This is a genomic window from Geminicoccaceae bacterium, from assembly GCA_020638465.1.
Lineage (GTDB): Bacteria > Pseudomonadota > Alphaproteobacteria > Geminicoccales > Geminicoccaceae > JAGREO01.
In genome coordinates, this window is sequence record JACKIM010000002.1 from 1087104 (window position 1) to 1104207 (window position 17104).

Sequence of the window (17104 nt, forward strand, 5' to 3'; positions counted from 1 at the left end):
GGACGTTCTTTCCTTGTATTCTCCTCCTTGAGCCCGGGATTTCGGTCCCGGGCTTCTTCTTTTCCGGTCGGTCTCCGCCGTTCAGCGCAGCCTGTCGAGGAGCTTGGCAAGGAACCGCGCCACCGCGGCGACATCGTCGAGACGGTAGCGCGCATCTGTCTGCCGTTCGCACGAACCGACGACGATCGACACGCCCTTGAAGCCGATGGCACTGAAAGCGTGCTCGTCGGTCAGATCGTCGCCGATGAAAACCGGCATGAGCCCCGACTGACGCTTTCCCAGCTCGTCCAGCATGCAACGGACAGCCATGCCCTTGTGCCATTCGAATTTCGGACGAATCTCGAAGACCATCTTGCCGCCATGAAGTTCGAGCCGCCCTTCGCCCGCCAACAGGGTCTTCAGCCGTCCGGCAAGATCGGCACACGCAGTCTCGCCGGCAAGACGGTAATGGATGGCGATCGAATGCGATTTGCGCTCGCTGAGAATGCCGTCGAGATGACCGATCACCCGTGGCAGGGCTTCCCCGATCCGATCCAGATCGGCAAGGAACTCGTCACCGCGGCGCTCGGCGAAGCCGCCTGGCCCCTCCATCACATATCCATGGCTGCCGGCGTAGAACAGTCCGTCAATGGCCACCCGTTGGCGCACGTCGTCGATGTCACGACCACTCACCACGGCAACCGGCATCAGTTCGGCAAGATCGACCAGGACAGGCTTCACGCCCTCGTATAATTGCGCATCCTCGGGATGATCCGCAATCGGCGACAAGGTGCCGTCGAAATCGAGGAACAGGGCAACACCACGGCCAACCCACGCCGCCTCGATCAGGTCGAGGCTTTCGCCTGCGGCCGGCAGGGCCTTGATCGCTACACCCATATCGTCTCCGAACGTTGATCATGTCAGTGCCACCGATCGACCGTCACGGCCATCCACCCGCATTTCCGGACGTCGCCCATCGGCAACGACGACCTAGCACCACCCGGATCGCCATTGCGATATCCAATTTCAGCCTGTCGACAGAATGCCGACAGCCGCGATGCATGATCCGGAATGCCCCCTTGTCGCCCGGAAAAGCGGTCTTCATCATGAATGGATGATTGACCCGGAAGGCACCTTGAAGGGTGCATTGTCGCCATTCTTCGCTTATCGAGGGATCATTTGTGCGAAGGAAGGTCGCGTGATCGCGAATGATTGACGCGCATTGCAGAAGGACCTGTAGTCAACGACCCAATTGAGGCGATTGTCGTGCACATCCTGTCAAATATGATTGAACCTGCGTTCGAAGTGATCCTCCTGGGTCAGTCCCACGATGTCCGTCTGGCCCTCGGATGCGAGGAACAGTTGATCGACAAGCTCCCCTTTTCCGTGGGTCGCCGCCTCGGCCATGGCGAGCGTGCCATGGGACGTCCCGTCGACCTCGCCTTGCCCGATCGTCGCCCTTACCAGCTTTCACGCTGTCATTTCGCGATTATCCGCGGTCGCGACGGTCTCATTGTCGTCGATACCGGCAGCCGTCAGGGAACCATCGTCAATGACGTCGTGCTGGGGCAGAGAGCAGGTGTGCTGCGCGCGCACCTTCCCCCGGGCAACAACAGCATCATCGCGGGCGGGCCAGGCTCGCCCTTCAGGTTCACCGTCTCCATGCGTCTGGCCTGCCCGCCCCTGGATCGGGCATCTGGCGCCTGAAAGGCCAGCCACCGGCAACATGCATATTCAAGAGATGGCGATGGAACCATCCCGTACTGGCTATCTGGTGCCCAGCAAAATGGCCGCCTGGCGGATCTGACCCGTATGTTTCTCCGCCAGGCTCCCCGCTGTCCCCGGCTTGCGGGATTCAGCTTTGGCAGATTGTTCGCCCGTCGGCATATGGTGCCGTCCGACCCAGACGGCCCTACCCGAAGCTTCCTGACAAGCCCGTCATCCTGAACGGGCGGGAATGCGGCAGATGCCCCTCCGATTCGATTGCCAATGCCAGCGCCTCCATCTCGCGGGCAATGTCATGTGCATCGATCTGCAATCCCACATGCGGGACCTCCATGCACCGAAGGCGGATGGCCATCAGTTGAAGCTCGCTGGCAGCCTGTTTCAGTCCCTGCATTACCTCATGACGTCGCGCTGTATCCTGGACAATCACGGTCCATTTCCTTTTTGCAGACTTTCCTTGCTCGATTTGCCGGCATCCACGAATACCCTCCGCCAGCTTTCTCAATATATCGGGTCCAGGTTACGCCATGATGTCAGGGGTGACGCCAATTAACTGAAAATCATGACATTTTGTTACCATGCGTAGCAGTACTTATTACCGCTGCAGTCGGACTTCCATTTGATATAAGTCATATCGTCATACTTCCGTGAGTTCAGAGCGAAAGCAAGCTGAATGAACTTATTCCTGCAACATGGCGAGCCCGATCGGAACATTGTCTCTCGACCTCCCGCAGCCGAGTTCCTGGACTGGTTTCCGCTTGTCTCGGCAGTCGCACTGGTCATCCTCGCATTCGTGCTCATGCACGCCGCACCGACGCTGCATGCGGCGGTCCTGTTTTTCCCGGCCCTGCTTCTGGCGGGGTCCGGTTCCGCGGCACGACGATCCTGGCTGGCGCTGACGGCCGCGGCATGCGTGGCGCTGACCCTGATGAACGGCTCCTGGCACCTGCCGATGCAATGGACCGACGGGGACACGGAACCTCTTCTGACAACGGCCTCCCTTCTGGTGGTCTTCGCGCTGACCTGCCGTCAGGTCGCCGGGTCCGTCAAACAACGCCAGGTACTGCTCGACACGTTCAGGTCCCTTGAAGACAAGGCTCGTACGGCCGAACGTTACCAGGCGCGACTGCGCTCGGTTCTGCGCGCAGTCGACGGTTACTGGGAACGTGAAACCGATAGCGACGAAGTGTACTGGTCGGACGGCATCTTTCGACTGTTCGGGTTGGAGCCGGGCGTGTTCACGCCCAATGGTGACAGGATCCGTTCCCTACTTCATCCAGACGATGTTTCCCGATTCGACGAAACTTTCCGACGGCATATTTCCGAAGGTCAGGAATATCGCGCTGAGTTGCGCATCCGCCAGCCCGATGGCAGCTACCGCTGGATCCTCTCGGTGGGTATCGCCGAACTCGGCGATGATGGCACCCCACGTCATTTCTACGGCACAGCCATCAATATCGACCCCATCAAGAGAGCCGAAGATGCCAGGTTGCGCGCGCAGGAGGAGGCGGATGCCAGCCGCCAGCGGCTGGAAATCGCCATTGAAAGCCTCGACGACGGCTTTGCGCTCTATGACGAGGCTGATCGCATCGTCGTCTGCAACCGGCGTTTCCTTGAAATCCACCCCTATGGCGACGGTGCATCTCCCGTCGGCCTGACGTACGAGGAACACCTGCGCGATGCCATCAGCAAGGGGTATCTGTCCGACGCAAGGGGACGTGAAGAGGAATGGATTGCGCAAAGGTTGCACCAGCACCGCAATCCGGATGGCAACCATATCGTGCATCTGGCCGATGGACGCTGGATCCGCCTGAGTGAACGGCGGACACCAACGGGTGAAACGGTCGGTATCCGTTCGGACATCACGGCACTCAAGCAGGCGCAGGACGAACTGGCCACGAACGAGCAGCGCCTGCGGCTGATCCTCGATGCGGTGACGGACGGACATTTCGAGCACAACATGGAAACCGGAGAGGAATACTGGTCTCCCGGTATCTACGACGTTCTCGACATCGACCGCGAACAGGTAGCGCACCCCCGGCATCACATGTTCATCGAACGTGTCCACGCGAACGACCGGGACAAGATCGAACAGGCCCTCTCCCGCCATGTCGAACATGGCGCCCCCTACCGGGTGGAGATGCGCATTCGCCGCAACAATGGGGAATATCGCTGGGTCGAAAGCAAGGGACGCGTGCTGCGGAGGCCGGATGGACGGCCGTTCCGCCTCATCGGGGCCACCAACGACATCGACGCCTTCAAGAAGGCCGAAGAACTGCGTCTGATGCATCAGGCCGAGGCGGAACGTTTCCGGCGCCAGTTCATCGATGCGGTCGAGAGCATGCAGGACGGTTTCGCGCTCTACGATGCCCAGGATCGCATGGTCATGTGCAACCGCCATTTCCGCAAGATATTCGAGGCGGCCGGAGACATCTTCAAGCCCGGCACGACCTACTACGAACAGATCCGCGCCGGTGTCATGGCCGGCCTGATCAAAGAGGCCATCGGGTGCGAGGAGGAATGGCTCGCGGCCCGTATGAGTAGCGACAACCGCTTTGACAGCAGCCTTGTCCAGCGTCTCGCCGACGGGCGGTGGCTGCAGATCAGCGACCGCAAGACGTCCGATGGCGGCACGGTGGCATTGCGCATCGACATCACCCAGCTCAAGCTTACCCAGGAACGCCTCGCATCGAGTGAACGGCGGTTCCGCGACTATGCCGATGCGACGTCCGACTGGTTCTGGGAGTCGGGCCTCGACCACCGTTTCACCTTCGTTTCGGCCCGTTTTCCCGAACTCGCCAACCGGCCGTTGCGCGAGGTAGCCGGGGTGTCGCAACAACGTTCCGATACCGATGTCCGCGACCGTCTCGCCCTCTCGCGCATCGAGAAGGCCATGTCCGAGCGCAAGCCCTTCCGCGAGGTCCGCCTCACCCGTTATGTTGATGGAGATGCGCCGATCCACATGCATCTGAGCGGCAAGCCGGTCTTCGATGCCGACGAGCGGTTTGTCGGCTACAGGGGTGCCGGCACCGACATTTCCCTGATCGTCGCCATGGAGGAAAAGCAGGCTACCGCGGAGTTGCAGCTGGTTCGCGCGGTCGAATCCCTGCCGCTCCTTTTCGCCCTGTTCGACAAGGGTGACCGTTTGCTCATCAGCAATCCGCGCTTCCGCGAGGTGTTCGACATCACGTCCGATCCGGCGGTTCATGAATACCGCTATGACATCCTGATGGAGCATTTTGCCTGCAACCGGCTGGCAGGCAACCACCGGTCGCGCAACACCTGGCTTGCCAACCGGCGCAACCGGCGCCTCAAGCCCGCCATTCGCTTCGAGTTCCAGTATGATGACGACCGGTGGATGTCGACCAGCGACTTCCCAATACCGGATGGCAGCATCATCTGGCTTGCCATCGACATCACCGACATCCGCCGCGCCGAAGCGCTCAGCCATCTCTCCGAACAGCGGCTGCGAACCATTTTCGATGCGGCACCGGACGGCATCATCAACATAGACGACAACGGGCGTATCGGCGCCTTCAGCCGGTTTGCTGAAAACATGTTCGGCGTGACGGAAGCCGATGTTGTCGAGACGATGATCGACCGGTTCATGCCGGTCGACGACACCGATTTGCCCTTCGGCCGCTGGTGGACGAACGCACCCGCGGAGATCAGCCAGCTTGAGGTGCGGGCGCGAAGGGCGGATGGCAGCCTGTTTCCCGCAATCCTGTCGGTCGTCACCACGTCCATCGGCGACCAGCCCGGTTTTACGGTGTTCATCAGTGATATCACGGAACTCCGCAAACGCGACGACGCCTTGCGCCAGGCGCAGAAGATGGAGGCCATCGGCCAGCTCACCGGCGGTGTGGCTCACGACTTCAACAATCTGCTCACGGCCATTCTCGGCAATATCGAGATGCTCGAACCCCGGGTGCAAGAACGGGAAGACCTTCTTCCCATGATTGACGACCTGAAGGCCGCGGCAACCCTGGGGGCCGATCTGGTGAGCAGATTGCTGGCCTTCTCCAGACGGTCACCATTGCAGTCACGTACAATCGACCTGGGTGCGACCATTGCCGATCTGGTGCCGTTGCTGTCCCGCACGCTGGGCAGCAAGATCGACATCGAGACGGAACTCGTGCCGGGTACGCCGAAGGTCCGGGTCGATCCGACACAGATGCGCAACGCAGTCATCAATCTGGCCATCAATGCCCGTGACGCCATGCCTCGCGGCGGCCATCTGCTCATCCGCACCGCACCCGTGTTCGTCAGCCCGGATCGGGCGACAAGGCACGAGGTCCCTGCCGGACGTTATGGGATCATCGAGATTGCCGATACGGGTACCGGCATCGACCCCGACGAACAACAGCGCGTTTTCGAACCCTTCTACACATCGAAGGAATCCGGGCGCGGTACAGGTCTCGGCCTGAGCATGGTCTACGGTTTCGCCCGTCAGTCGGGTGGTTTCGTGACTTTGGAGAGTCTCCTGGGCGAAGGTACCCGGATCTTCGTCTGGCTACCGGAAGCCAGGGGTCCGGATGAAACGGCGAAAGAGGCGGAACGCGCAACCGGGATCGAGCAACTGCCGCGTGGCGATGGTGAAACGGTATTGGTACTTGAAGATGACCCGCTCGTCCGGAGGGTCACGGTCTCCTGCCTCGAACAGCTGGATTATGTCGTGTTCGAGGCGGCGAACGGCGAAGAGGCGATCGAGCTGCTCGACATGGTTCCCGAGAACGGCATCATCCTCTCCGATGTGATGATGCCCGGCGGCATCTCGGCCATGGACCTGATCGTCGAGGCGGAAAGGCAACGGCCCGACCTTCTGGTCCTGCTGGTCTCGGGCTATATCGACCAGGAACAGGTGGACACGGGTAACCGGCCGCTGCTGCGCAAGCCCTTCACCACCGAAGCCCTGGCCCTGTTCATCCGCTCGGCACTCGATACGAGGAATTCGAACGCGACGGACCCGGAACGGTCATGACCTGCCCCGCCCCGGCACCGTACGACCACGGTCTTGCCCACTTTCCGGCGGCAAAGCCGATCATGTCGACCGATTCACTCGACCCGGCTGACCTCGGCGGTGAAGATGTAACCCGCACCTCGCACCGTCTTGATGAGCTTCGGCGCCGACGGCTTGTTCTCGATCTTCTTGCGCAGGCGGGCGATCTGGGTGTCTATGCTGCGATCGAAAGCCGACCAGCCCCGGCCATGCGCCCGGTCGAGCAGTTGTTCGCGCGTCAACACGCGGTTGGGACACTCGGCGAACACACATAGCAGGTCGAATTCTCCGCTGGTAAGGCTGACAATCTCGCCATCGCCATCGCGCAGCTCGCGCTTGAGCGTGTCGAGCACCATGTTGTCGAAGGTGAATCTCGGCGAGCCGGCCATGGTGCCGGATTGCAGGCCGGGCGATGCCCCCCCTTCCGACAGGCCGCCTTGTGCAACATCGCCGGTGTCGAGCGTCTTGCGCATGGCAGCCGTGCGGCGCAACACCGCCCGCACCCTCGCCAGGACTTCACGAAGTTCGAAAGGCTTGGCGATATAATCGTCCGCACCTATCTCCAGGCCGATCACACGTTCGAGAGGATCGTTCTTGCCGGTGATGATGATGACCGGCACGTTCGTCCGGGATCGGATCTCCCGCACCAGCTCCAGGCCATTTTCGTCGGGGAGCCCAAGATCGACAAAGACGAGAGCTGTATCGGCCAGCGAGACATCGTCACGAAAGCTGGCAGCACTCGGCACCGAATTGACCTTGTAGCCCTCGGAACGCAAGTAACGTTCGAGGACATTGCGAACATGGGGATCATCATCGACTATGACTAAGCTCAAAGCACAACTCACAATTTGGCAGGGCAAGCCCCCTACTGGAAGTTCATACATTTTTTGAACGTTGCGTTGCAGCCTGTCACGATCCGACACAAAACGTAACATTTCTTGCATGTTCCGTCTGCCACACCAAATGTCATTCTACTGCAACGCACACCAAAGCGCTATTTTATCAGCCTGACAAGAGAACCTGCGTCACATCCGCTCACAAACTGTCCGTACGTAACCGTCTGCAACGGCGGCAATCATTTCGGATGTTCCCATGGTGATTCCAACGCCGACACTTCTCCCGCCATGGGCGAAAATGACATGCGCAAAACTTCGCGATGGGACGAATTGTTACACTTTTAATCTCGCATCGGCGTCCAGCTGGCTCTATTTCATCGGTGAACCTGTGTTTCCTTCAATCTTCGGGGAGCCTGCCCGTTGTCACTATTGAGGCAAGTCCTGCTGCTCATCCTGCTTGGCGGCATCGCCTATGGAGGTTTCACCGCCTATGAACGCTATATGGGCGGTGAAGCCGTGCAGGGTGCTGCAGGTGGAGCCGATGGCGGGCGGCGTGGCGGACGCGAGGCCAGGGTCGAGGTGACCCGCGCCGAACTGCACACCATCCGTTCGCGCATTGAAGCCGTTGGCAGCACCAAGGCGCTCCAGGCCATCGACATCGTCCCCCTGTCCTCGGGCCAGGTCGTTTCCATCAGCTTTGAACCGGGTCAGGAGGTCGATGCCGGGCAGGTACTGCTCAGGCTGGACGACACGCTTGAGCAGGCCGCCGTGAGCGAGGCCGAGGCCCGGCTCGGCCAGACGCGCGTAGCGCTCGACCGGGCCACCAAGCTTCGCCGCAGCGGCAATACCGCCCAATCGACGCTGGACGAGGCGACCGTTGCCGAGGAAGCCGCAGCCGCCCAGCTCTCCGCCGCGCGCAAGAAACTGGACGACCGCAGCGTGGCTGCTCCCTTTGAGGGCATGGTCGGCATGCGCAACGTCGACATGGGTGCACGGGTCGACGACAACACCGTCGTCACGACGCTCGATGACCTTTCGCAGGTATTGGTGGAGTTCAGCGTACCCGAGACGTGGTTCGGTGCGGTCACTGTCGGCCAGACAGTCAAGGCCCGCGCGGCGACATGGCCCGATCGCGTATTCGTCGGCAAGATTGAGAGCATCGACAGCCGCATCGCCACCGCCACGCGTGCATTCAAGATCCGCGCCATTCTCCCCAATGCCGATCGTGCCTTGCCTGCGGGCATGTTCCTCTATGTCGAGATCGAGCTCGATGAGCGCCAGGCCCTGCTGGTCCCCGAACAGGCTGTCCAGGCATCGGCCCAGGGCAGCTATCTGTTTGTCGCCGAGGACGGCAGGGCGGTGATGCGTCATGTGACCGTCGGCCAACGTGAAAACGGCATGGTTGAAATCACTTCGGGCATTGCCGAAGGCGACGAGGTCATCTCCACCGGACTCCAGCGCCTGCGCGACGGCATAGCGATCCAGACAGGCGATGACCGCAAGCAACCGCAAGCCGGATCCGGCGAGAACGACAAGGCCGGCCAGGACAAGGGTGCTGGCGCATGAGCCTGTCCGACATCAGTATCCGCCGCCCGGTGCTGGCGACCGTTGCCAGCCTCGTCATCATCGTCCTTGGTATCGCCTCGCTCCTCCGCCTGCCCGTGCGCGAGCTGCCGGACATCGATGCCTCGGTCATCACCGTTTCCGTCGGATATTCGGGGGCCGTTCCGTCGGTCATCGACACGGACGTGGTCGAGGTGATCGAGGGAGCGGTCGCTGGCGTCTCCGGCGTCAAGTCCATCAGTTCCTCCAGCCAGCGGGGCCGCGGACGCACCGTCATCGAGTTCATCCCCGGCCGCGACATCGACGAGGCTGCCAACGACGTCCGCGATGCCGTCAGCCGGGTGCGCGGGCAGTTGCCGGACGACGTCGACGAACCACGCATCTACAAGAACGACAACAACAACGATCCGGTCATGCGCCTGGCCGTCACCAGCGACGCCATGACCGCTTCGCAGCTCACCGATTTCGTCGAGCGCTACATCGTCGACCGCCTGTCGACCCTCGACGGCGTGGCGGATGTGGAAATTGCCGGTGCGCGTTCCTTTGCCATCCGCGTATGGCTCGACCGGCGGGCCATGGCCGCGCGCCGGCTGACCGTCCAGGACATCGAGCAGGCTCTGCGCCGCAACAATATCGACCTGCCCACCGGCGAACTCACATCGATCGATCGTGAATTCACCATCCGCACCGATTCGAGACTGAGCCGGGTCGGGCAGTTCCAGCAGATGATCATCAGCCGCGTGGACGGTTATCCCGTGCGGCTCTCGGACATCGCCCGCGTCGAGCTGGGGTCCGAGGACGATGACACGATCGTCCGCCTCGATCACCGGCAGGCGGTCGGTCTCTCCGTGCTCCGCCAGTCCCAGTCGAATACGATCGCCATTTCCGACAAGGTGCGAAAGGAAATCGATTCGATCCGCGAGACCTTGCCGCAAGGCATGGACATCGATATCGCCTCCGACGACGCCACCTTCATCAGCCAGTCGATCCACGAAGTCCTCAACGCACTCAGCATCGCCATCGGCCTGGTGATCCTCGTCATCTTCCTCTTCCTCGCCTCGGCCCGGGCCACGCTGGTGCCGGCAGTGACCATTCCGGTTTCGGTGATCGGAACCTTCATCGGCGTCTATGCACTCGGTTTCTCGATCAACGTCCTCAATCTCCTGGCGCTGATCCTCGCCATCGGTCTCGTCGTCGACGATGCCATCGTCGTGCTCGAAAACATCCAACGACGTGTGCGCGCAGGCGAAAGCGGTGTGGTTGCCGCCTTTCTCGGTACGCGCCAGGTGACGTTCGCCGTGCTGGCCACCTCGGTGACCCTGATCGCCGTCTTCCTTCCCATCTCCTTTCTCGAGGGACAGGTCGGCCGCCTGTTCAGCGAGTTCGGGTTCGTGCTTGCGTCATCGGTGGTCATATCCACATTCGTCGCGCTGACGCTGTGTCCGGCGCTGGCGTCGCGGATCATCAAGCGCGAGGAACATCCATCCCTGTTTGCCCGTATCGTCGATGCGGTCATGGGATTCGTCGAGCGCGGCTATCGGTGGTTGCTCCGTGGCGCGCTCCATGTTCCGCTTCTGGTGATCGTCCTTGCGATCATGGTGGGCGCAGCCTCGCCCCTCCTGCTGAATGTGGTTCCCTCGGAACTGGCACCCGAGGAAGACCGCGGTGTCTTCTTCGTACCGATCACCGCTCCCCAGGGATCGACCGTCGCCTATACCGACCGCGAGGTCCGCAAGGTCGAGGCGATGATCGATCCCCTGCGCGACCGGGGCGAACTTACCGCGGCCTTCGCGCTCGTCGGGCGCGGCTCCGGTAACCGCGCCTTCATCGTTGGCCGGCTGGCCGACTGGTCCGAACGCGAGCGCAGCCAGCAGGAGATCGTCCGCTCGCTGATCCCGAAGATCAGTGGCCTCATCGGTGCGCGCGCCTTTCCGGTGAGCCCCAACGGGCTCGGCGTGCGTGGCAGCCAGTCGCCACTGCAAGTGGTCATCGGTGCATCGGACTACGAGACGGCGCAGACCTGGGGCGAGAACCTCAAGCTGCTGGCCGAGGACAATCCCGGCCTGCAGAACGTCGACATGGATTACGAGGAGAACGCCGCCCAGATCGACATCAACATCGATCGCGAGCGCGCCGACGATCTCGGCATCACCGTCGAGGACATCAGTTCGACCCTGCGGACCATGCTCGCCTCGCGCGAGATCACCACCTATATCGACCGGGGTCGCGAATACCCGGTGATCGTCCAGGCCGCCGCCGAAGACCGGCGTTCGCCCAGCGATCTCGCCAACCTGTTCATCCGCACGGGTCGCGGGGAACTCGTGCCGCTGGAAGCCCTCGTCAGCTTCAGCGAGTCGGCCGAATCGCCGACGCTCAACCGCTACAACCGCCTGCCGTCCGTGACGATCTCGGCCTCGCTGGCCGATGGTTACGACCTCGGTGCGGCGATTGCCTTCATGCAGCAGGCGGCGGTCGACGCCCTGCCGCCGGATGTCAGCATGAGCTTTGCGGGGCAGTCGCAGGTCTTTCTCGAAACCTCCAGCGGCATGATCATGGTCTTCGCCATGGCCGTGCTGGTTGTCTTCCTCGTGTTGGCTGGCCAGTTCGAGAGCTTCATTCACCCGATCATCATCATGCTCACCGTTCCGCTCGGCACCACGGGCGCCCTGCTGGCCATCTGGCTCACGGGCTCGACCCTCAATGTCTATACCGAAATCGGCATCGTCCTTCTGGTGGGATTGATGGCCAAGAATGGCATTCTCATCGTCGAGTTTGCCAACCAGTTGCGCGACGAGGGACGCGGCATTCGCGAAGCCGTGCTCGAAGCGTCGGCTCTCAGGCTGCGGCCGATCATCATGACCGTGATTTCGACGGTTCTCGGGGCGGTACCGCTCGTCCTAAGTAGCGGTGCGGGTTCGGAAAGCCGCGTCGCGATCGCTTCGGTCATCATCGGCGGCCTCGGCCTGTCGACCCTGCTCACCCTGTTCGTCACCCCGGTGCTTTACGACCTGCTCGCACGCTTTACACGCCCCGCCGGCGCCGTTACGCGGGAACTGGACGAAGCGCTTGCCGCAACTCACGCCACAAGGGCAGGCAGGCAGGCGTGAAGAGTGGAAGTGCTGGCGATCAGATGAAGCGCGGACATTTGCCGGTCATGCGCGATCTGGAAGACAGCCATATCTCATTGCCCCGACGGATGTCCTGGTCGCCGGGGCGATTCACCCTGAACGGGAAACCCAAGCTTTTCCCGTTCAGGCGGAATAGCCTGAACGATCAGGAAATGCGTCGAAACAAACAAAAACAAGGAACTAGCGCTCGGGGTGAATGAACGAAGTGAATGCGCCTGAGCGCTAGCGGTGGTCGATACGGCGCAGGGCGGCCGCGATCACCGCCACCGTTCCCTCGTCCTCGCCGCCGAGCGCGATTCCTTCGTCCCGGATGAGCTCGCGCAGGTTGGCCATCGCCAGCCGATGGGCCTCGCTGGGCGACATCGGAGACGGTGAAGGGCAGTCGGCGACAATGGCTTCGAGCACATCGAGTTCCACCCGTTCGAGCCGGATCTCCAGCTCCAGCACTTCCTCGCGCAGAGCATCGACGCGTTCATGTTCGTCCTCGCCCAGAGGTGCATGATCGCGGATATGTCGACGGGCCTCGCGCAACGGCCGCATGACCCGTGTCTGCCAGGAGCCGACCCGCGCCCGTGCTGTCCGGCGCTGCGCATCGTCAAGCCGATGATGGCATTCATGCCCGACCCACAGGCCCCAGAGCAGCAGATCGACATCGAGGCCATGACGATCCTGCAGGGCGATCAATCCCCGGGCAATGCCGGGCTTGCCGTAGAAGGTGATGACGAAGGGCCAAAGCGGCTGGGGATCACTCATGGTTTCGTTCACTTCCGCACGTCTGTTGTCCGCCTTGCACCTTCGGGTCCGCGCAGCCTGCTGCTGCGGATCGCTCTCCGATGGCCGGAACGCCGCCGTCTTCGCCCCATCGCGGTGCTGCATCCGATTCGATGCCGAACTGGTCGAGCATGCGCATGCAGCTCTGATCGACCATCTCCGCCAAAGTCTGCGGCCGGTGGTAGAAGGCCGGCACGGGTGGAAAGATGATGGCACCCAGTCGTGCCAGCCGCGTCAGCGTTTCCAGATGACCCGCATGGAGCGGCGTTTCGCGAATGGCGACCAGAAGCCGCCGCCGCTCCTTGAGCATCACGTCAGCGGCACGGGCGATGAGATCGTCGGTGATCCCGGATGCAATGGCCGAGGCGGCGCGCACTGAGCACGGAGCAACGATCATTCCTTCGCTGCGGAACGAGCCGGACGAGATCGGGGCACCGGGATTGTTCGCGGCATGCACGCGGTGCGCCAGCTTCGCGACGTCGCCGGCACCCATGTCACATTCCGCCGCCAGCGTCAGGAACGCCGCCCGGCTGACTACCAGATGCGTCTCGATCCCGCCCAGCTCGCGCAGGATCTGCAACAGGCGGACACCGTAGATGGCACCACTGGCACCCGTGATCGCCAAAACCAGGCGGCGCATCCGTTCTCCCGTGTTCGGTCGGTTTCGCCGCGCATTTGAGCAAGTTGCGCGGTAAATGACCAGCGTCAGCATGTCTCACGAAAAGGTGAAAAATCGACACATCGTCCGCCGTCCGGCATGGCTGGCCGGCGCGATGGAACCGACCGATGACCGTCGGCTCCTGGAGGAGGAACGCTTCCGTCGGGTGTCGACCTCCCCGGGCTGGCGGCGACAGAAGGCGCCGGACGCGGGAAATGTGCGGGCGCGCCGCCCGGTCAGTTCCGACAGGCTGTATTCACGGGCCGCGGTGGCATCGCGGTCCCGGACGGATCACCGGATCTTCGAGACGCGGCGCCGGTCATCGAGTGCCTCCGATCCGGGGCTCCACTCGAAGACGATGCGGGCGGCGGCATTGTTCAGCCTGGGACTGTAGATTTCCTTGACGATCCGGACGCCCCTGATGTGCCGGAAGGCGTTGCTGCGCGCACCGCTATCGGCAACCAGGCTGGCCTGCTCGAAGGCATCCCGCCGGTCCGTGGTGATGCTGTCGATGGTCCATCGGTCGCTGTGGAGCAGATGGATCTCGAAATAGATTTCGAAGGAGGGCAAGCCCTGAGATTCGATCATCATCCGCAAGTGGTCCAGATAAGTGGAATTGTGCCAGCCAAAACGTTTCGACAGATTATCTATAGAGAAGTTCCTAAGATCAGGTTGACGAAGATCTGCGGCAAGCATCGGAAACCGATGGAGAAATGGCGGCAGCCATTGGAATTGCCAGATAGATTTTCACGGTTATTTTGCTGTCTAAACCAAAGTTATAGAAACCTGAACAACGGTTGGGAACTCTCCCGGCTCCACCGTGGGTGTGATGGACCACCGTGAAATCCAGGCGGTAGGAGTGGCGTCGCGAGCCAGATGGCCGCATCACCACCAACCCTTCGAACTCACCCGTGGAGAAAACAGAAAATGCGCAAGATGATTGCCGTCACCGCCATTGCCGCCGCCCTACTCGTTCAGGCCACCGGCGCCTTTGCCTCCGGTGTCGAGCTCACCGATCAGGCCAAGGATGCCATCCGGGCGAAGCTGACCGAACAGGGCTACGAGGTCGGCAAGATCAAGGTCGAGGATGGCATGTACGAAGCCTATGCGAAGAAGGATGGCAAGAAGCTCGAGGTCCTTCTCGACGAGAACTACGAAATCGTCCGCACGCAGGACGGCGACTGACGTAACCGCCGGGGCAGCACCATCGTGGGCTGCCCCGGCAGTTCCTTCGGGAGACCGGACCCGGTCGATCCCGATCGGGATCCATCCATGTCTCACTGCCCAATTCCGCTGCGCTTTTCCGCCAGCGCCCACGGTTCGACCCGGGTGGAAAGCGCAGACCGAGAGGTATGCCATCATGAGGAAACTCAGGGTCTGGGACCCGTTCGTCCGCATCTTTCACTGGTCGCTGGTCGCGATGTTTACGGCCAACGCCCTGTTCACCGATGGGGAGCACCACCTCCACCGTTGGATCGGCTATGGTGTGGTGGCACTGGTCGTCGCACGTGTGCTATGGGGTTTTGCAGGCACCACCCATGCGCGCTTTTCCAGCTTTCCACCCAGTATTTCCGGTGCCATCGGGCAGCTTTGCGACATGTTCACCGGCCGCACGCCCCTTCACGAAGGACACACGCCGCTTGGTGCCTGGATGATCTACAACCTGCTATTGACCATGCTGGTGATCGGCCTGTCGGGCTACTTGATGACGACCGACATGTTCTGGGGTGTCGAATGGCCGGAAGAGGTCCACGAGGCTGCCGTGACCTGGGCCGAGATCTGTGTGGTGCTGCATATCGCCGCGGTGGCCTTCGAGAGTTTCCGCACCCACATCAACCTGCCGAGAGCCATGATCACGGGATACAAGCACATCCCGGAGAACGGAGACTGAACCCGTCTTGGAACCTCCTGCACGAACTGCCGAATCGCGCCTGTCCCTGTTCCTCGCCGTCCTCATCGTCGTGCAGGTGTTCTGTGCGCTGTTCTTCGTGGGCGATGCCTTCACCGACTATCGGGAGGAAGGCGTTTTCGCCCGGCTCGACTGGCACCTGACCATCGAGTGGCTGGCTGCGATCTCGATGTGCGCGGCCGTTGCCGTCGAAGTGCGTCTGCTGATCTGGCTGATGCGCCGCAAGGCCCATCTCGAACGCAGCGTCTCGGTTGCCGCAGCTGCCGTCCATGATGTCATCGACGCTCATTTCGACAGTTGGGGGTTGACGCCATCCGAGCAGGATATCGCCACTTTCCTCGTCAAGGGCTGCACCATCACCGAGATCGCGGCCCTGCGCGGCAATGCCGAGGGGACAATCAAGTCGCACCTCAATTCCATCTACCGCAAATCGGGTACAAGGGGACGCGGCGACCTGTTGAGCCATGTTCTCGAAACCCTGATGTGTTCGCCAGACGACAGCGGCAGGAGCACGATCACGATCTCATCCCGCGAGCCCGAAAGTGTCATGGCGGACACCGGAGCCCGCGAGAATGCCGGGCCGGTTCAGTAGCTGGCCAGCGTACGGGTCAGCAGCGCGAAGAAGCCGTCATGGTCGACGTCGCACATGACCCTGGCATTCTTCGGCCGATCGATTGCCGATTGCCACCAGTCGACGATCGATCGGCCGGTGCTGGTTTCCGATTCGGTCTCTATCTGCACGTGACAGTCCCGGCCATCGAACAGTTCCGGTTGCAGCAACCACGCAATGACACAAGGATCATGAAGGGGACCACCATCACTTCGATAACGTTCCCGATCGTAGCGGTTATAGAATTCGAGCATTCCGAACGCGGCCTCGGCCTGTCGGTTGCCAACCGCTCTCACCGCTTGCAGCCGGTCGTCGGTGACCAGCACCTTGTGGGTGACGTCGAGACCGAACATGGTGATCGGCACGCCGAACTCGAACACGATACGGGCCGCATGCGGATCCACATGAAAGTTGAACTCGGCGGAAGGCGTCACATTGCCGAGGCCCATCGCCCCTCCCATGAGGACAATCTGCCGGGTGCGTGCAAGCACTCCGGGCTCCTTGACCATGCCCAGGGCGATATTGGTGAGCGGGCCCATCGGGCAGAGCGTGACCGTCCCCTCGGGCTCGCGCCGCAGGATATCGATGATGGCGTCGACTGCGTGGCCCGGAGCCAGCGCCTGGCTCGGATCGGGCAGCCCGCAACCGTCGAGGCCGGTCGCACCGTGGACATTTTCGGCCGTCGCCAGGCTGCGCAGAAGCGGCCGGCTGCAGCCGGCATGGACGGGAACGTCGCTGCGGCGGGCCAGTTCGGTGATACGGAGGGCATTGCGTTCGGTGAGTTGCAACGGGACATTGCCGGCGACGGCTGTCACCGCAAGCACCTCGATCTCGTCCGGCGAGCCGAAGGCCATGAGCAGCGCAATGGCATCGTCCTGCCCCGGATCGCAGTCGATGATGATCTTCGTCTTGCCCATGGTCGCGTC

At 61.9% G+C, this 17104-nt stretch carries 14 protein-coding genes; 7 read left to right on the forward strand and 7 right to left on the reverse strand.

What is annotated here, in order from left to right; translation table 11 throughout:
- Positions 1-81 precede the first annotated feature (81 nt).
- On the reverse strand, positions 82-876 hold the full coding sequence (gene otsB, locus H6851_15350; GenBank protein MCB9944982.1) for a trehalose-phosphatase: 795 nt from the start codon (positions 874-876) through the stop codon (positions 82-84).
- A gap of 387 nt (positions 877-1263) precedes the next feature.
- On the opposite strand from otsB, the gene H6851_15355 reads away from it, so the two are divergent.
- The gene (locus tag H6851_15355; protein MCB9944983.1) at positions 1264-1686 is read left to right on the forward strand and encodes an FHA domain-containing protein; all 423 of its coding nucleotides are present in this window, start codon (positions 1264-1266) and stop codon (positions 1684-1686) included.
- 205 nt (positions 1687-1891) lie between these two features.
- Here the strand turns inward: H6851_15355 and H6851_15360 are convergent, their stop codons facing one another.
- Entirely contained in the window at positions 1892-2134 is a 243-nt protein-coding gene (locus H6851_15360) for a hypothetical protein (protein ID MCB9944984.1), read from the reverse strand.
- A 243-nt stretch (positions 2135-2377) separates the two neighbouring features.
- Between H6851_15360 and H6851_15365 the strand changes: the two genes are divergently transcribed.
- On the forward strand, positions 2378-6685 hold the full coding sequence (locus H6851_15365) for a PAS domain S-box protein (protein MCB9944985.1): 4308 nt from the start codon (positions 2378-2380) through the stop codon (positions 6683-6685).
- A 74-nt stretch (positions 6686-6759) separates the two neighbouring features.
- Here H6851_15365 and H6851_15370 read toward each other — a convergent pair whose 3' ends face one another.
- Positions 6760-7587 carry a response regulator transcription factor gene (locus H6851_15370; protein ID MCB9944986.1) on the reverse strand — a complete coding sequence of 276 codons (828 nt, stop codon included), beginning with the start codon at positions 7585-7587 and terminating at the stop codon, positions 6760-6762.
- 372 nt (positions 7588-7959) lie between these two features.
- Between H6851_15370 and H6851_15375 the strand changes: the two genes are divergently transcribed.
- Both H6851_15375 and H6851_15380 read left to right on the forward strand, forming a co-directional pair.
- Positions 7960-9105, forward strand: a complete 1146-nt coding sequence (locus tag H6851_15375) for an efflux RND transporter periplasmic adaptor subunit (protein ID MCB9944987.1) — start codon at positions 7960-7962, stop codon at positions 9103-9105.
- A complete protein-coding gene (locus H6851_15380) occupies positions 9102-12209 on the forward strand; it encodes an efflux RND transporter permease subunit (GenBank protein MCB9944988.1) in 3108 nt (1035 codons plus the stop codon). The genes H6851_15375 and H6851_15380 overlap by 4 nt, the downstream gene beginning before the upstream one ends.
- A 243-nt stretch (positions 12210-12452) precedes the next feature.
- Here H6851_15380 and H6851_15385 read toward each other — a convergent pair whose 3' ends face one another.
- The 3 genes from H6851_15385 to H6851_15395 form a co-directional block, all read right to left on the reverse strand.
- Positions 12453-12983, reverse strand: a complete 531-nt coding sequence (locus H6851_15385) for a TIGR02444 family protein (GenBank protein ID MCB9944989.1) — start codon at positions 12981-12983, stop codon at positions 12453-12455.
- The gene (locus tag H6851_15390; GenBank protein ID MCB9944990.1) at positions 12976-13641 is read right to left on the reverse strand and encodes a UbiX family flavin prenyltransferase; all 666 of its coding nucleotides are present in this window, start codon (positions 13639-13641) and stop codon (positions 12976-12978) included. Before H6851_15390 ends, H6851_15385 begins: the two co-directional genes overlap by 8 nt.
- Before the next feature lie 309 nt (positions 13642-13950).
- A complete protein-coding gene (locus H6851_15395) occupies positions 13951-14250 on the reverse strand; it encodes a hypothetical protein (protein MCB9944991.1) in 300 nt (99 codons plus the stop codon).
- A gap of 345 nt (positions 14251-14595) precedes the next feature.
- Here H6851_15395 and H6851_15400 point away from each other — a divergent pair, with 345 nt between their 5' ends.
- From H6851_15400 to H6851_15410, 3 genes are all read left to right on the forward strand, one after another.
- Positions 14596-14844: a PepSY domain-containing protein gene (locus H6851_15400; GenBank protein MCB9944992.1), complete on the forward strand. Its 249-nt coding sequence runs from the start codon at positions 14596-14598 to the stop codon at positions 14842-14844.
- Positions 14845-15019: 175 nt separating this feature from the next.
- A complete protein-coding gene (locus tag H6851_15405; protein ID MCB9944993.1) occupies positions 15020-15550 on the forward strand; it encodes a cytochrome b/b6 domain-containing protein in 531 nt (176 codons plus the stop codon).
- A 40-nt stretch (positions 15551-15590) separates the two neighbouring features.
- Positions 15591-16160 carry a helix-turn-helix transcriptional regulator gene (locus H6851_15410; GenBank protein ID MCB9944994.1) on the forward strand — a complete coding sequence of 190 codons (570 nt, stop codon included), beginning with the start codon at positions 15591-15593 and terminating at the stop codon, positions 16158-16160.
- On the opposite strand, the gene H6851_15415 is transcribed toward H6851_15410, so the two are convergent.
- On the reverse strand, positions 16154-17095 hold the full coding sequence (locus tag H6851_15415) for a nucleoside hydrolase (protein ID MCB9944995.1): 942 nt from the start codon (positions 17093-17095) through the stop codon (positions 16154-16156). The two genes, H6851_15410 and H6851_15415, sit on opposite strands and share 7 nt — an antisense overlap.
- Between the last annotated feature and the right edge of the window lie 9 nt (positions 17096-17104).